Annotated in this window: 13 protein-coding genes; 6 read left to right on the top strand and 7 right to left on the bottom strand. The window is 69.9% G+C overall.

Going from position 1 to position 13,787, the window contains the following annotated elements:
* Positions 1-42: 42 nt before the first annotated feature.
* Positions 43-507 carry a DUF5812 family protein gene (locus HWV07_RS15855; RefSeq protein ID WP_178335244.1) on the top strand — a complete coding sequence of 155 codons (465 nt, stop codon included), beginning with the start codon at positions 43-45 and terminating at the stop codon, positions 505-507.
* Here the strand turns inward: HWV07_RS15855 and HWV07_RS15860 are convergent.
* The 4 genes from HWV07_RS15860 to HWV07_RS15875 all read right to left on the bottom strand — a co-directional run bounded on the left by HWV07_RS15860 (position 504) and on the right by HWV07_RS15875 (position 3,725).
* Entirely contained in the window at positions 504-761 is a 258-nt protein-coding gene (locus tag HWV07_RS15860) for a lipoyl domain-containing protein (protein WP_178335245.1), read from the bottom strand. The two genes, HWV07_RS15855 and HWV07_RS15860, sit on opposite strands and share 4 nt — an antisense overlap.
* Entirely contained in the window at positions 758-1,786 is a 1,029-nt protein-coding gene (locus tag HWV07_RS15865; protein WP_178335246.1) for an alpha-ketoacid dehydrogenase subunit beta, read from the bottom strand. Before HWV07_RS15865 ends, HWV07_RS15860 begins: the two co-directional genes overlap by 4 nt.
* Positions 1,786-2,784: a thiamine pyrophosphate-dependent dehydrogenase E1 component subunit alpha gene (locus HWV07_RS15870; protein WP_178336084.1), complete on the bottom strand. Its 999-nt coding sequence runs from the start codon at positions 2,782-2,784 to the stop codon at positions 1,786-1,788. Before HWV07_RS15870 ends, HWV07_RS15865 begins: the two co-directional genes overlap by 1 nt.
* Before the next feature lie 137 nt (positions 2,785-2,921).
* Positions 2,922-3,725: an MOSC domain-containing protein gene (locus tag HWV07_RS15875; RefSeq protein WP_178335247.1), complete on the bottom strand. Its 804-nt coding sequence runs from the start codon at positions 3,723-3,725 to the stop codon at positions 2,922-2,924.
* Positions 3,726-3,886: 161 nt separating this feature from the next.
* On the opposite strand from HWV07_RS15875, the gene secF reads away from it, so the two are divergent.
* Both secF and HWV07_RS15885 read left to right on the top strand, forming a co-directional pair.
* Positions 3,887-4,756, top strand: coding sequence for a protein translocase subunit SecF (gene secF, locus HWV07_RS15880; protein WP_178335248.1), 870 nt, complete (start codon positions 3,887-3,889; stop codon positions 4,754-4,756).
* Positions 4,753-6,393, top strand: coding sequence for a preprotein translocase subunit SecD (locus HWV07_RS15885; protein ID WP_178335249.1), 1,641 nt, complete (start codon positions 4,753-4,755; stop codon positions 6,391-6,393). The genes secF and HWV07_RS15885 overlap by 4 nt, the downstream gene beginning before the upstream one ends.
* A gap of 21 nt (positions 6,394-6,414) precedes the next feature.
* Here HWV07_RS15885 and HWV07_RS15890 read toward each other — a convergent pair whose 3' ends face one another.
* Positions 6,415-7,497 (bottom strand): PGF-CTERM sorting domain-containing protein, encoded by a 1,083-nt coding sequence (locus HWV07_RS15890; RefSeq protein WP_178335250.1) that lies wholly within the window; start codon positions 7,495-7,497, stop codon positions 6,415-6,417.
* A gap of 125 nt (positions 7,498-7,622) precedes the next feature.
* On the opposite strand from HWV07_RS15890, the gene HWV07_RS15895 reads away from it, so the two are divergent.
* From HWV07_RS15895 to HWV07_RS15905, 3 genes are all read left to right on the top strand, one after another.
* A complete protein-coding gene (locus tag HWV07_RS15895) occupies positions 7,623-9,239 on the top strand; it encodes a DUF255 domain-containing protein (protein ID WP_178335251.1) in 1,617 nt (538 codons plus the stop codon).
* Positions 9,240-9,363: 124 nt separating this feature from the next.
* Positions 9,364-10,170: a TrmB family transcriptional regulator gene (locus tag HWV07_RS15900; protein ID WP_178335252.1), complete on the top strand. Its 807-nt coding sequence runs from the start codon at positions 9,364-9,366 to the stop codon at positions 10,168-10,170.
* 91 nt (positions 10,171-10,261) lie between these two features.
* On the top strand, positions 10,262-11,653 hold the full coding sequence (locus tag HWV07_RS15905; protein WP_178335253.1) for a PAS domain-containing sensor histidine kinase: 1,392 nt from the start codon (positions 10,262-10,264) through the stop codon (positions 11,651-11,653).
* A 243-nt stretch (positions 11,654-11,896) separates the two neighbouring features.
* Here HWV07_RS15905 and mptA read toward each other — a convergent pair whose 3' ends face one another.
* Both mptA and HWV07_RS15915 read right to left on the bottom strand, forming a co-directional pair.
* The gene (gene mptA / locus HWV07_RS15910) at positions 11,897-12,829 is read right to left on the bottom strand and encodes a GTP cyclohydrolase MptA (protein ID WP_178335254.1); all 933 of its coding nucleotides are present in this window, start codon (positions 12,827-12,829) and stop codon (positions 11,897-11,899) included.
* A 63-nt stretch (positions 12,830-12,892) separates the two neighbouring features.
* A complete protein-coding gene (locus tag HWV07_RS15915) occupies positions 12,893-13,705 on the bottom strand; it encodes an NAD(+)/NADH kinase (RefSeq protein ID WP_178335255.1) in 813 nt (270 codons plus the stop codon).
* Positions 13,706-13,787: the final 82 nt, after the last annotated feature.

A 13,787-nucleotide genomic window follows, 5' to 3' on the forward strand; every position in this document is an offset into this window, starting at 1 on the left:
GACTGCGAAACGCGGAAGGGCGCCAAGCGCCATCACTCGACCATGACCGGACAGGAGGGTCGCTTCCTCGTGACCCACGTCGACGACGACTCGGCGGTGCTGAAGGACGTCGACAGCGGACAGGTGCACACGCTCGCGGAGAACCCCGGCGTCGAGGTCCACGACCTCGTCGAGGGGACCGTGGAGCCGGAGCCGCCGATGGAGGTGACCTACCGGCTGGTCAACGTCGCGGACCGCCGGAGCCTCAGCGTCGAGGAGAGCCCCGAGCCGCCGACCGCACAGGAGCGGGAGATCGCCGCCGACCAGCCGGCCGGCGAACTGACGACCCGGGAGCGGGCCGGCACCGGCGAACTGCACGTGCTGACGGTCCCGGAGGACCAGACCGAGGCGGCCGTCGCGGACGTCCTCGAGGACGAGGCGACGCTGGTGCGGGCGGCCCAGATGGGCGTGGAGCGCGTCGAGGTCCGGAGCGCCGACGGCGTCGTCAGCGTCCGGTACCTGCCCTAGGTCGGCCGGATGTAGGCCAGGGTCTCGCCACGGCGGAACTCCGCGTCCTCCCCGAGGACCACCTCGACGAGTTCACCGTCGACCGGGGCGAGCACGTCGACGCTCACCTTCTCGACCTGGATCTCACAGAGGACGTCGCCGGCCTCGACGGTCGCGCCCTCCCGGACGAACCAGTTGGCGACGAAGCCCTCCTCCTCGTCGGCGTCCTCGGGCCAGGGGTCATCGGTCCCGACCGCGACCCGGTCGCCGCTCATTCGACGGCGTTCCGGATCGCCGTCTCGACATCCCCGGCGTCGGGGAGGACCTCGTTCTCGAGCGGGCGCGCGTAGGGGATGGGGACGTCCGGCAGGGCGACCCGTTCGACGGCCTCCAGGGCCCCGAGGTCGGTCTCCGCGACGCGCGCGACGATCTCGCCGGTGACCCCGTACGAGCGGTAGTCCTCGTCGACGACGACGAGGCGGCCGGTCTTCCGCACGGACTCGAGGACCGTCTCGGCGTCGAGCGGGACGAGCGTCCGGAGGTCGACGACCTCGGCGTCGACGCCGTCGTCGGCCAGCGACTCCGCGGCCGCCATCGCCCGGTGGACGTGGAGCCCGAGCGTGACGACGGTGACGTCGGAGCCCTCACGCTTCACGTCGGCCTCGCCGAAGGGGACGGTGTAGTCGTCGTCGGGGACGCCGGTCTTCGGGCCGTCCGGGGCCGGCATCCAGCCGATGCCCATCAGCCGCTTGTGGAACATGTAGACGACGGGGTCGTCGTCGCGGATGGCGGTGTGCATGAGCCCCTTGGCGTCGCGGGCCGTGCTCGGTACGACGACCTTCATCCCGGGCAGGTGGGCGAAGGTCCCGTACAGCGTCTGAGAGTGCTGGGCGGCGTCGTTGTACCCGCCGCCGACGGCCGTCATGAGGACCATCGGGACGTTCACCGACCCGCCCGACATGTAGGTGTTCTTCGCCATCTGGTTGTATATCTGGTCCATGCAGACCCCGAAGAAATCCGCGAACATCAGCTCGACAATCGGGCGCATCCCGGCCTGGGCTGCCCCGACCCCGGCGCCGACGAAGGACGTCTCGCTTATCGGGACGTCCATGACGCGCTCGCGGCCGAACTCGTCGAGAAGCCCCTCCGTGGAGTCGAAGATGCCGCCGTAGTCGGCGACGTCCTCGCCCATCACGAAGACGTCCTCGTCGTCGCGCATCTCCGCGGCGATGGCCTCGACCATCGCGCGGCTCATCGTCAGTTCGCGCTGCGTGCCCTCGGGCTCGGTCGCTTTCGCCATCAGTCGTCACCTCCGGCCTCCGCGGCGGTCGTACTCGCAGGCGGGTCGACGAACACATCGTCGTAGGCCTCCGCCGGGTCCGGCTGCGGCTGCTCCTTGGCCCACTCGATCGCGTCCTCGACGCGTCGCGTGGCCGCCTCTCGGAGCTCCTCGATCCGCTCGTCCGACAGCCCCTCCCTGCCGAGTCGGGCCTCCAGTTTCGGGATGGGGTCGAGCCGGTCCAGTTTCTCGACCTCCTCGTCGGAGCGGTACTCCTGGGCGTCGCCCATGAAGTGGCCCATCCGACGGTGGACCTGCACCTCGATCAGCGTCGGGCCGTTGCCGGCGCGGGCGCGACCGACCGCCCGTTCCGCCGCCTCGTAGACGGCGATCGGGTCGTTGTGGTCTACACGCTCGCCCGGCAGGTCGAACCCCTGTGCCCGCTTCGACCCGTCGGCGACGTCCGTCACCCGCTCTTTCGGCATGCTGATGGCCCAGTCGTTGTCCTCGACGACGAAGACGACGGGCAGGTCCCGGACCGACGCGAGGTTGAGCGACTCGAGGAACCCGCCCTGGCTGATCGCCCCCTCGCCGACGTAGCTGACGGCGACCGCGTCCGAGTTGCGCTTCTTCGCGGCCATCGCCGCGCCGACGGCGGGCGGACAGCCCTGCGCGATGATGCCGCTGCAGGCGAAGTTCACGTCGGGGTCGAACAGGTGCATGTGGCCACCTTTCCCCTTCGAGAGCCCGGTCCGCCGACCGAATATCTCGGCGGTCATCCGCTTCAGGTCGACGCCCTTCGCGATGGCGACGTGGTGCGGCCGGTGGGGCGCCGTCACGGTGTCGTCGTCGGTCAGGTGCTGGCAGACCCCGACGGCGGCCGGTTCGTGGCCCGCCGCGAGGTGCAACTCGCCCGGGATCGGCCCGGCCGAGATGTCGAACTTCGGCTGTTTCCCCTCCAGGTACTCCTCCTGTAACCGCTCCTCGTAGTGCCGGGCGGTCACCACGTCGCGGTACATCTCCTCCAGTTCCGATCTGTGTGGCATGGTAGCTCCCCACAACCAGTGCGTCCTTATTTCCAATAAACGTTCGTGATATAGTTGTTAGTCGGCGGACAGAATGGGGGAGAGGTCGGAGCCAGAAGTGAGAACGGCCCTCAGGCTGGGTAGGGTCGTTCGCCCAGTATCTCCAGTTCGTCGCCGACTCGGAGTTCCGCTCCGACCGTCGCCTCGGGGACGAACGTGTTGACCATCAGCCGGAAGTAGTGGTCGAACCAGTCCTCGGACGCCCACTCCGGGAGCGTCTCCTCGCGCTTCCGGACGAACGTCTCCCGGAAGCCGGGCGTCTCCGCGCCGGTGTCGGGGTCTCTCGTCGGGACGACGCAGCGCTGGCAGGGGTTCGACCCCAGGAACTCGGCGTCGCCGACCCGGAACGCGACGGCCGTCTCCTCGTCCTCGTAGAGGCGGTCCTCCCAGAACGCCTCGACGCCGGAGACGACGAGGTTCGGGCGGAGCCGCCGCTCCATCTCCGCGGCGTCGATCCCGTCGAACCAGCCGGCGACCGCCTCCAGGGTGGCCTCCGAGATGACCGTCGGCCCCGAGGCGAGCGTGTCGTCCGGGAAGCCGCCCGTCTCGTCGTACCGGAGCGTCACGGGTTCGTCGAAGTGGTCGGCGAGCCACGCCTCGATGGCCTCGCGGTCCTCGACGTCGAACGCGGCCGGCTCGCCGTCGGCCGGTCGGAACGTGAGCCGCCCGGCCTTCGGGTCGAACCACGACCGCAGCCGGTGGACCCGGCGGTCGTTCTTCCCGTTGACGTAGTCGCCGTCGGCGTCGACCATCGCGAACGTGCGGTCGTAGGTGAGCCCCCCGTCGGGGCGCACCTCGACGCGTTCGAGGGTGTCGTGGGGGTCCAGGGACTTGACCGGGTAGACGACGATGCGCTCGAGCGTCGGCGTCGACATAGCCGGGTCGTGGGAGCCGCCGGATGATAGTCGTGTCTCTTGACACACGTCCGGTCGAGGCCCGGAGCGTTCGACCCCTCCCGTCGTCGCGGCGCCGCCGAGTGGCCCTTTTCGACGGCCGAACGACAACCCTTATTCGCGGGGGCCGCACACCGCCTGTCATGGAACTGTCGGTACCGGAGGTCGACTACTCCGACTACACCAACCGCGAGCTGGTGGCGATCCCGCTGGGGCTGCTCACGCTGGCGCTGGGCATCCTCGCCGTCGCGACGGTGCTGACCGGCTCGCCGGTCGACCTCGGGATGGAGTTCACGGGCGGTGCGGAGCTACAGATACAGACGTCCGACTCGCCGGAGGAGATCAGATCCGAGTTCGACGCCCCGGTCGCGTCGGTCACGCAGGTCGGCTCGCCGACCAGCGACACCTACCTCGTCGAGTTCAGGGCGGAGGACTACGACGACCTGAACTCGCTGGTCTCGCAGGCCGAGGACGCGGGCTACGAGATCCAGCAGGAGGGCGAACGGAGCCCGAGCTTCGCCGGCGACACGCAGACGCAGGCGCTGTTCGGACTGCTCATCGCCTTCGCCGGGATGGCGATCCTCGTGTTCCTCATGTTCCGGACGTTCATCCCCTCGATCGCCGTCGTGGCGTCGGCGTTCTCCGACATCGTCATCCCGCTGGCGCTGATGCGGCTGTTCAACATCGAGCTGACGCTCGGGACCGTCGCGGCGCTGCTGATGCTCATCGGGTACTCGGTGGACTCCGACCTGCTGTTGAACAACCACGTCCTCCGGCGGCACGGCGACTTCTACACCTCGACGACCCGCGCGATGCGCACCGGGGTGACGATGACGATCACGTCTATCGCCGCGATGGTCGTGATGACCGTCGTCGCCCGGGCCCTCGGCATCCCGCTGCTGCCGGCCGTGGGCATCGTGCTCGTCTTCGGCCTGCTGGCCGACCTGATGAACACCTACCTGCTCAACGTGAGCCTGCTCCGCTACTACAAGTACGAGGCGATCGCACAATGAAACTCCAGCTGAAGAAGCACTGGCGCATCTGGCTGCTCGTTCTCTTCGTCGTCCTCAGCTCCGTCGCCGTCTTCGCCCCCACGGGCGGCGCCGGCGGGGGCGACCTGAACGAGACGAACGGGACCGACTCCCCGCAGGGGACCTCCTCGCAGTACACGAACCTCCGGTTCGGCCTCGACCTCTCCGGCGGGACCCAGGTCAGAGCGCCGCTGATCGGCATGACCGTCACCGGACTCGAGATAGACGACCCCGGGGCGACCGAACAGACGCTCCAGAGCGAACTCGACCTGGGCGCCGCGGACGTGGACGCCGACGCCGAGGAGGGCGCCGTCGAGATCTACACCGACCACTACGTCAACGACGACTGGCAGAGCCAGGACGAGGCGTTCCAGGCGTTCGCGGCGGCGCTCCAGGAGGCCGGCTACTCCGTCAGCACCGACGACGTCCGGATGGGCGTCACCAGCCAGACGCGGGACACCGCCGAGGAGCGGCTCACCAGGAAGATCAGCGAGGGCGGCCTCCCCGGCGGCGAGGTGAGCCAGGTCGCCCAGCCCGGCTCCCAGCACCTGATGGTCGTCGAGGTGCCCGGCGCCAACCGGACGGCGGTCAGAGAGCGGATCACCGACCGCGGGCAGGTCGAGACGGTGGCGCTGTTCCCCGACCCCGAGACCGGCGAGTACCGCACCGAGTCGCTCATCGACCAGGGCGACTTCGCGAACATCGGCGGCGCGACCCAGGACAGCGGCCAGACGTTCGTCCCGGTCACGCTCACCCAGGAGGCCGGCCCCCGGTTCGGCCAGGCGATGCGCGACTACGGCTTCGACCAGCAGGGCGGGACGAACTGTAACTACAACTACCAGGACCAGTCGCTGCAGGAGAACATCCAGCGGATGAACGAGTCCGGCCAGGAGAACCGCTGTCTGCTGACCGTCGTCGACGGGGAGGTCGTCTACGGATCGGGCATCGCTCCGAGCCTCTCCTCGTCGTTCCGCGACGGCAGCTTCGACGAGAACCCCCGCTACCAGACGAACACGCCAGACCTCGAGACCGCCCGGCAGCTCGAACTCGACATGCGGACCGGCGCGCTCCCGACGACGCTGGACATCGAGAACCGCGGGACGGAGTTCTACCTCCAGCCGAGCCTCGCCGAGCGGTTCAAGCCGCTCTCGCTGGCGACCGGGGCCGTCGCCGTCCTCGCGGTCGCGATGATGGTCTTCCTCCGCTACCGCCGACCGGAGGTCGCCCTGCCGATGACGCTCACCGCCGGCGCGGAGGTGTTCATCCTGCTCGGGTTCGCCGCCGCCGTCAGCCTGCCGCTGGACCTCTCGCACATCGCGGGCTTCATCGCCGTCATCGGTACCGGGGTCGACGACCTCGTGATAATCGCCGACGAGATCATGCAGCAGGGCGAGGTGAAGACCTCCCGGGTGTTCGAGTCGCGGTTCCGGAAGGCGTTCTGGGTGATCGGCGCCGCCGCCGCGACGACGATCATCGCCATGTCGCCGCTGGCGGTGCTGTCGCTGGGCGAACTCCGCGGGTTCGCCATCGTCACCATCGTCGGCGTCCTCATCGGCGTCCTCATCACCCGGCCCGCCTACGGGGACATCCTCCGCATCCTCGTCCTCGAGGACGAGTAGAGCCCCACCGACCCCGCTTCCTCAGCCGAGTCGACGACGCGCCAGTAACGAACTCCCGAGCAGCGTCGCGACCGCGACGCCGGCCCCGAAGCCCGGACCCTCCGCTGGTGTCGGCGACGGCGGGTCCACCGCCCGCCCGTCCTCGGCGCCGGCCCCGTTCTCGTTCAGCGACACGTCCGCGGAGACGCCGTCCTCGCCGACGGAGGCGTTCGCCGTGACGCCGGTGTTGCCGACGGTCTCGTTCAGCGTCGCGGTCAAGATCGGCTCCCCGCCCGGCGTGGGCGTCTTCGGCTGCTCGGTCCCCGTCTGGGTCGACGTCGGCGTGGCCGTCGCAGTGGCGGTCTCCGACGGCGTCTCCGTCTGGGTGCCCGGCGCCGGCGGCGGTCCGATCCGCTCTCTGGCCTCCTCCTCGTCCTCGCACTCGCAGACGTAGGTGTACTCGCTCTCGACGGTGAAGCCGTAGGTCTCGTCGTCCCGGTCGGCCTCGCGGGGCCCCGTCCCGTTGAGGAACGCGTTCGCGTTGTAGAATCCGATCTCCCCGGTCGTGTCGGCGCAGCCGCCGCCCGACGACTCGTCGCTCAACTCGAGGACGATCCGGTCGTCCGCCGCCACGACGGGCGGGTCTCCTCCGAGGTCCTCGTAGTCGTAGAACTCGAAGGCGACGCCGGCCTCCGTGAAGGTCGCGGAGCCGGTGTGCTTCAGCAGGTCCACGTCGTAGCCGCCGCTGGACCCGTCGTCGCCGCGGTCGACGCCGAACGCCGCGATGTTGTGCGCCGCGCAGTCGCTGTGGTCGACCGCGTCTGTCTCGACGACGAACCGGTCGACGGCGATGCCGTCCGAGGCGCCGACGTCGTCGAAGGCCTCGCCGCCCTTCAGCGTGTACCGGACGCTGACGTTCTCCGCGCCCGGGGAGTGGTCCTCCTGTTCGAGGAACTCGAAGGTCGCGTTCCCCGTCTCGTCGTGTTCGTAGTGCGGTGCTTCTGCCCGGGTGTGGTCGTCCGCCAGCACGGCCCCGGCGAAGGCGACGGCGGCGAGCAGCAGGCCGAGTACCACCGCAGCGCTCGCGGCCCGTATCCGTGGGTCCCGGCGTCGACTGGAGGGCATACGCTCACCTCGCGGTTTCGTTCCTTAGTCCGTTCGCCGTACATTTCTGTGACTTTATCGTCGGCGGCCGAGGCGGCCGGCGCCCACTTCGAAGCGCTTTCCCTCGTCCCGCGGGAAGCGACGGTATGACCTTCCGAGACGGGACGCTGGTGGACTGGCGGGAGTGGGGCCAGGAGGCCTTCGACGTCGCCGACCGGACCGGCAAGCCCGTGCTCTGCTCGCTGACGGCGCCGTGGTGTGAGTGGTGCGAGACGATGGACGAGGAGTCGTACTCCGACCCGAAACTCGCCGCCCACGTCGGCGAGAGCTTCGTCCCCGTCCGCGTCGACGTCGACCGCCACCCCCGCGTCCGCGAGCGGTACAACATGGGCGGCTTCCCGACGACGGTGTTCCTGACGCCGGGCGGCGAGGTGCTCTCGGGGGCGACCTACCTCGGGCCGGACGGCCTCCGGCAGGTCCTCGACGGCGTCCGGCGCTCCTGGGACGCGAAGGGCGCCTCGGCCGGGCGGGTGCCGCGGGCCCTCGACGAGGGCGACCTGCCGAGCGGCGAGGTCGACGCCGCCATCGAGGCCCACATGGTCGAGCAGGTCGCCGCCGCCTTCGACGACGAGTTCGGCGGCTGGGGCACCGGAGCGAAGTTCCCGATGGCCCGGACCGTCGAGTTCGCGCTCAAGCGCGACCGCGACCGCGCGACCCGGACCCTCGAGGCGATCCAGACGCACCTCTACGACACCTACGACGGCGGCTTCTACCGCTTCGCCGAGAACCGCAGCTGGGGGGAGCCCCACCGCGAGAAGCTGACCGACGAGAACGCCGCGCTCGTCAGGACGTTCTCGAACGGCTACCTCTACACCGGCAACGACGCCTACCGGAACACCGCCGAGGGGACCGTCGACTACCTGACGACCACCGTCTGGACGGGCGAGGCCTTCGGCGCGAGCCAGGCGGCCAGCGACTACTTCCTCCTGGAGCCGACCGAGCGCGAGGATGCCGACCCGCCGAGCGTCGACGGGACCGTCTTCGCCGACAAGAACGGGCTGGCCGCCGAGGCGCTGTTCCGCTACGCCGCCGTCACCGACGCCGACGGCGCCGAGCGGTACGCCGAGCGGGCCCTCGAGTACGTCCTGGAGACGCTCGTCGACGACGGCCGCGTCGTCCACTACGACGAGCCGGACAGCGAGACCGGCCTGCTCGTCGACCACGCCCGGCTCCTCTCGGGGCTCACCGCCGCCGCGCAGGTCACCGGCCCCGACGGCTGGATAGCGCCCGCCCGCGAGGTCGCCGACGACGCGGTCGACCGGCTGCTCGCGGCCGACGGCGCGTTCCTGGACGGCGAACCGACGGGCGCCGGGCTCCTCGACCGGCCGCTCCGGCCGCTCGACACCAACGCCGAGATGGCCGACGCGCTGCTGGACCTCTGGGCGCTCACCGGCGAGGCGCGCTACCGCGAGACGGCGACCGACGCGCTGGCCGCGTTCGCGGGCGCCCACGAGCGGATGGGCGTCGAGGTCGCCGGCTACGCGGCGGCCTGCGCCCGCGCCCACTACGACCCGCTCGTCGTCCGGACGCCGGCTGCCGGAACGGACCTCCACCGGGCGGCCCTCCGGATCGCCGACCACGAGAAGGTCGTCGTCCCCGAGGACCGCGAGGACGCCGTCGTCGTCCGCGCCGGCTCGACGTCCGACCCCGCGTCGACGCCCGACGAACTGCTCGAGCGTGCAGCCGACGGGCCCGCGCCCTGACCCGGTTCGACCCCCGGGACTGCCGTAGCGTCGGCCACTCCTGGCGAACGGCGCGGCGTCAACAACTCTAACATTGCCTAAACTTGCGGTGTGTTTATAACCCCCCGGAGCGGAACCTCTACCAATGGCGAGTCTCAGAGACCTCGGCCTCTCCGAGTACGAGGCCCGAGCGTACCGAGCCCTCCTGAAGACGGGACCCACAACGGCCAAGGAGTTGTCCCGGGTCAGCGACGTGCCGATGGGCCGGATCTACGACGTGCTCAACAGCATCGAGCAGTACAACCTCGTTCGCTCGCAGTCGGCCTCGCGGCCGAAGAAGTACGTCGCGGTCGAACCCACGACCGCCCTCGACCGGCTCCTCGACGACAAGAAGCGGGAGCTCGAGGAGAAGGCCAACCAGTACGAGGAGATCGTCGACGACCTCACCGGCGAACTGGAGACCGCCGAACCCGTCGAGGAGACCTTCTGGACGGCGTCGGTCGGCCCCGACGAGACCGTCGACCTGCTCGTCGAGCGGCTCTCCGCCGCCGACTCCCGGGTCGTCATGGTGCTGTCGACCTACACCGAGCAGTTCTTCGACATCGACACGGTCGGGACCATCATCCTCGACGAACTCAGCGAGGCCCTCGAACGCGGCGTCGAGGTCCAGCTCCTCATGCGGCCCGACCTCGTCCCCATCCTCCCGGAGTCGATCGGCGACCGCTACCGCGGCTCGCTGATGGAGCACGACCAGTTCTCGGTCCGGACCAGCGAGAACGTCTCCGGGACGTTCACGCTCATCGACGAGAACGAGGTCGTCATCGAGGTCCCCCACCCGCTGAAGAGCCAGGAGGTCTTCGCGATGATCGACCTCAAGGACCGCGAGTTCGCCCAGAGCGTCCGCACCGAGTTCGACCCGCGCTGGGAGAAGGCCGAGGAGCTCACCTTCTGACCGCCGGCTCGACGACGGCGCGGTTTCGGCGTTCGTGTCAGTCGTAACACCGATGGGGGTCGGTACCGTAGGCCACGGAACGTCGGTCCCCATGGACGACCCAGCAAAGCTGCGCGCGCTGCTCGACCACGCCCAGGACAAGCTCGTGGTCGTCGACGAGACGGGGACCTACCGGTACGCCAACGACGCCGTCGAGCGGCTCCTCGGCTACGCGCCCGCGGAGATCGTCGGCCAGAACACCTTCGAGTTCATGCACCCGGCGGACCGCGACCGGGTCCGGGGGGCCTTCCAGGGGCTCGTCGACTGCGAGGAGCCGTCGAGCGAGACCGCCGAGTACCGCCACCGGACGGCCGGCGGCGACTGGGTCTGGCTGGAGAGTCTGATGTCCAACAACGTCGCCACGGACCTCGGCGGCTACGTGGTCAGCTCCCGCGACGTCACCGACCGGAAGCGCGCCGAGGAGCGCGAACGCAGGACCGAGGCCCGCCTCCAGCAGCTCGCCGCCAACGCGGCGGACGTCCTCTGGATGTTCACCGGCGACTGGTCGGAGCTGGTCTTCGTCAACGAGGCCTACGAGCGGATCTACGGCCAGTCCATCGACGAGGTCAGAGCCGAGCCGACGAGCTTCGTCGAGGCGATCCACCCCGACGACCGACAGCGGGTCCGCGAGTACATGGAACGGAACGCCGCCGGGGAGGCCACGGACATCGAGTACCGGGTCAACCCGCACCGCGACTACCGCCGGTGGGTGTGGGTGAAGGCCCAGCCGATCGTCGAGGCCGGCGAGGTCACCCACATCGTTGGGTTCTCGCGGGACATCACCGACCGGCGCCGCCGCGAGCGGCAGCTCCGGGTGATGGACAACCTCCTCCGGCACAACCTCCGCAACGACATGAACGTCATCCTGGGCCACGCCGAGATCGCCAAGGAGCAGGCCGGCGCCGGGGTCGCCGACAGCATGAACGTCATCCTGGAGACCGGCGAGAAGCTCCTCGAGACCGCCGCCAAGGAGCGGGAGATCATCGACGTCCTGGTCGGGATCGACGACCGCGAGCGGGTCGACCTCGTCGCGCTGCTCGGGGGGGTCCTGGAGGCCTTCCGGTCGGCGTACCCGGCCGCGTCGGTGACCGTCACCGGGCCGGACGCCGTCGACGCCGTCGCGCTGCCGGAGTTCCGCCGGGCCCTCGACGAGCTCCTGGAGAACGCCGCCGAGCACGCCGACGCCGACCCGGAGATCGGAATCGAGGTCCGGCCGTTCGCGGACCACGTCGAGATCGAGATCCGCGACAACGCGCCCCCCATCCCCGGCAACGAGTTCGAGCCGCTGGTCGGGAAGAACGAGTCCGACGAGATCTACCACGGCACCGGGCTGGGACTGTGGCTCGTCTACTGGGTCGTCGACCTCTCGGACGGCGACATCGACTTCGACTGCGACGGCGACGGCAACGTCGTCACCATCTCGCTGCCCCGGGCTCACGAGTGAGGGTTGCGAGGGGGAGCGGCGCCGATACACCTACTTCACGAGAAGCTCCGGTCCGCTCGTTCGAGGTCGCCTTCGCTCGCGTCGTTGCATTCGCCGCTCGCGTTTCGCGGTTCTCGCTCCCTCGGGTCGCTCACGGCTCGCGTTACTCGCCGTTTGCCTCGAGGTTTCTCGCTCCGCTCGAAACCTCGCTACTCACGGGCAGCTACGCTACCCGTTCGTTCGAGGTCGCCTTCGGCGACCTCGCTACTCTCCCTCGACCTCTCCCTTCAGCTGTCCGAACTCGGCGACCCGCTCGGCGTGGGCGTTGTGCTGGTGGATTGACTCGTCGTTGGACTGCTCCATGTAGACGACGGCGTCGTCGGGGAGCTCCGGGTAGCGGTCCACGAGCCCCTCGGCCATCGCGCGGACGCAGTCCTCGACGAACTTCGCGTCGCTGTGGCTCTCGAAGGTCATGTGGTCCTCGTCCGGCCGCTTCGCGAGGTTGTAGATGCGCGCGCTCATCGAGTCGCGCGCGACGTCGATGAGTTCGTTGAGGTCGACCGGCGGCTCGCCCTCCGTCTCGACGGTCAGAGTGGCGTGGCCCCGCTGTGAGTGGCCCGGCTGGGGCACCTCTTCGAGGAACTGGTCGACGGTCTCGCGGTCGACGTCCAGGCCCTCCAGGACGTCGCGGGCCCGGGACTCGCTCATCCCCTGCGAGCAGGGGCAGACCGTCATCCCGACGACGTGGCAGCCGATCTCCTCGCGGGTGCCCTCCTCCTCGTGGGCGGTCGCGGAGGCGACGATGTCCGCCGTCGCCTGCGTCGGCCGATTCGTCGCCGGCGTCTCCTCGCGGATCATGTACTCGGCCTCCATCTGCACCTCCGCCTGCGTCGTGTACTCGTGTTTCTCCAGCAGCCGCTCGGCGACGTCGCCGCAGACCTCCTCGACGCTGAGGGCCGGCTCCGAGACCGCCTCCTCCAGCATCTCGTCGACGACCTCCATGTTCCGGCTCATGTCCGCACCCTTCCGCCAGGACGGGAGGTCGACGAAGACGTCGAACTCCGCCATCAGCACGATGGGGCGGTCGTCCTCGCGGTGCAGTTTGACGAGCTTCTCGACGCCGGTCACGCCCACCCGGTTGAGCCCCACGCTCACGTCCGGACTGGACGCCTGGACGTCCGGCAGCTGCTTGGTCATTGGTGGCGCAGAGGGTGTCGGCGCCGTTAGGACTTTCGAAAGGAGCAGTTCCGGGCGGCCCCGCTACTCCAGCTTCCCGAGCGCCGCGAAGAACTCCAGTTTCGGCCCCGCGATGCGGACCTGGTCGTCCGCAAGCCGGACGGTGACGTGGGTCGGCGGGTCGACCCGCTCGCGCGTCCGGCCGTCGGCGACGACGAACGCGTGGTCGGCTTCGTCGATCCGGACCGTTATCTCCGCGTCGGTCGGCACCGCCAGCGACGGCATCGGACCCTCCGCGCACATCTCCGTGACGAGGAACGCCGAGACGTCCGGGTGGACGAGCGGCCCGCCCTCGCTGAGGTTGTAGGCGGTCGACCCGGTCGGCGTCGACACCAGCACCCCGTCGGCGTGGCTGCCGGAGTAGAGCTCGCCGTCGACGCGGACCTCGATGCCGACGCCGTTGTTCCGCCCGCGCTGCGGACCGAGGATGGCGACCTCGTTGACCGCCGCGGGCAGCGACCAGCCGTCGCCCTCGGCCTGCACCTGCGGGAGTTCCTGGCACTCCGCCTCGCCGTCCCGGAAGCGCTCGACCACCTCGGAGACCGTCTCGACGGCCTCCTCGGGGGAGACGGCGTTCAGGAACCCCACCTCCCCGAGGTTGACGCCCATGATTGGCGTCGGCGTCACCTCGCGGGCCGCGAAGAGGAAGGTACCGTCGCCGCCGATGGAGACCACGAGGTCGCAGTCGCCGAGGTCGCCGACCGGGTGGCCGCCGCGACCGAGGCTGTCGGCGGTCGAGGCGTCGAGGGCGACCGTCGCGTCGATGCGCCGGCGGATCCGATCGGCGAGTTCGGCGGCGCGGGGGTTGTCCTGCTGGGCGACGATGCCGAGGTCCATCTGGCGGGGATTCGCCGCCGGGCGGTAAAAAGCCACCCGGACGGACTCGGCGGCTGAATTCGTCGGGTAACATTAACGTCGG

The organism is Natronomonas salina (assembly GCF_013391105.1).
Classification (GTDB): Archaea; Halobacteriota; Halobacteria; order Halobacteriales; family Haloarculaceae; genus Natronomonas; species Natronomonas salina.

Coding starts and splice junctions, on each gene's coding strand:
- HWV07_RS15890 (WP_178335250.1), bottom strand. CDS start 7,497: ATGCCCTCCAGTCGACGCCGGGACCCACGGATACGGGCCGCGAGCGCT.
- HWV07_RS15855 (WP_178335244.1), top strand. CDS start 43: ATGACCGGACAGGAGGGTCGCTTCCTCGTGACCCACGTCGACGACGAC.
- HWV07_RS15895 (WP_178335251.1), top strand. CDS start 7,623: ATGACCTTCCGAGACGGGACGCTGGTGGACTGGCGGGAGTGGGGCCAG.
- HWV07_RS15905 (WP_178335253.1), top strand. CDS start 10,262: ATGGACGACCCAGCAAAGCTGCGCGCGCTGCTCGACCACGCCCAGGAC.
- HWV07_RS15870 (WP_178336084.1), bottom strand. CDS start 2,784: ATGTACCGCGACGTGGTGACCGCCCGGCACTACGAGGAGCGGTTACAG.
- HWV07_RS15875 (WP_178335247.1), bottom strand. CDS start 3,725: ATGTCGACGCCGACGCTCGAGCGCATCGTCGTCTACCCGGTCAAGTCC.
- HWV07_RS15885 (WP_178335249.1), top strand. CDS start 4,753: ATGAAACTCCAGCTGAAGAAGCACTGGCGCATCTGGCTGCTCGTTCTC.
- HWV07_RS15865 (WP_178335246.1), bottom strand. CDS start 1,786: ATGGCGAAAGCGACCGAGCCCGAGGGCACGCAGCGCGAACTGACGATG.
- secF (WP_178335248.1), top strand. CDS start 3,887: ATGGAACTGTCGGTACCGGAGGTCGACTACTCCGACTACACCAACCGC.
- HWV07_RS15915 (WP_178335255.1), bottom strand. CDS start 13,705: ATGGACCTCGGCATCGTCGCCCAGCAGGACAACCCCCGCGCCGCCGAA.
- mptA (WP_178335254.1), bottom strand. CDS start 12,829: ATGACCAAGCAGCTGCCGGACGTCCAGGCGTCCAGTCCGGACGTGAGC.
- HWV07_RS15860 (WP_178335245.1), bottom strand. CDS start 761: ATGAGCGGCGACCGGGTCGCGGTCGGGACCGATGACCCCTGGCCCGAG.
- HWV07_RS15900 (WP_178335252.1), top strand. CDS start 9,364: ATGGCGAGTCTCAGAGACCTCGGCCTCTCCGAGTACGAGGCCCGAGCG.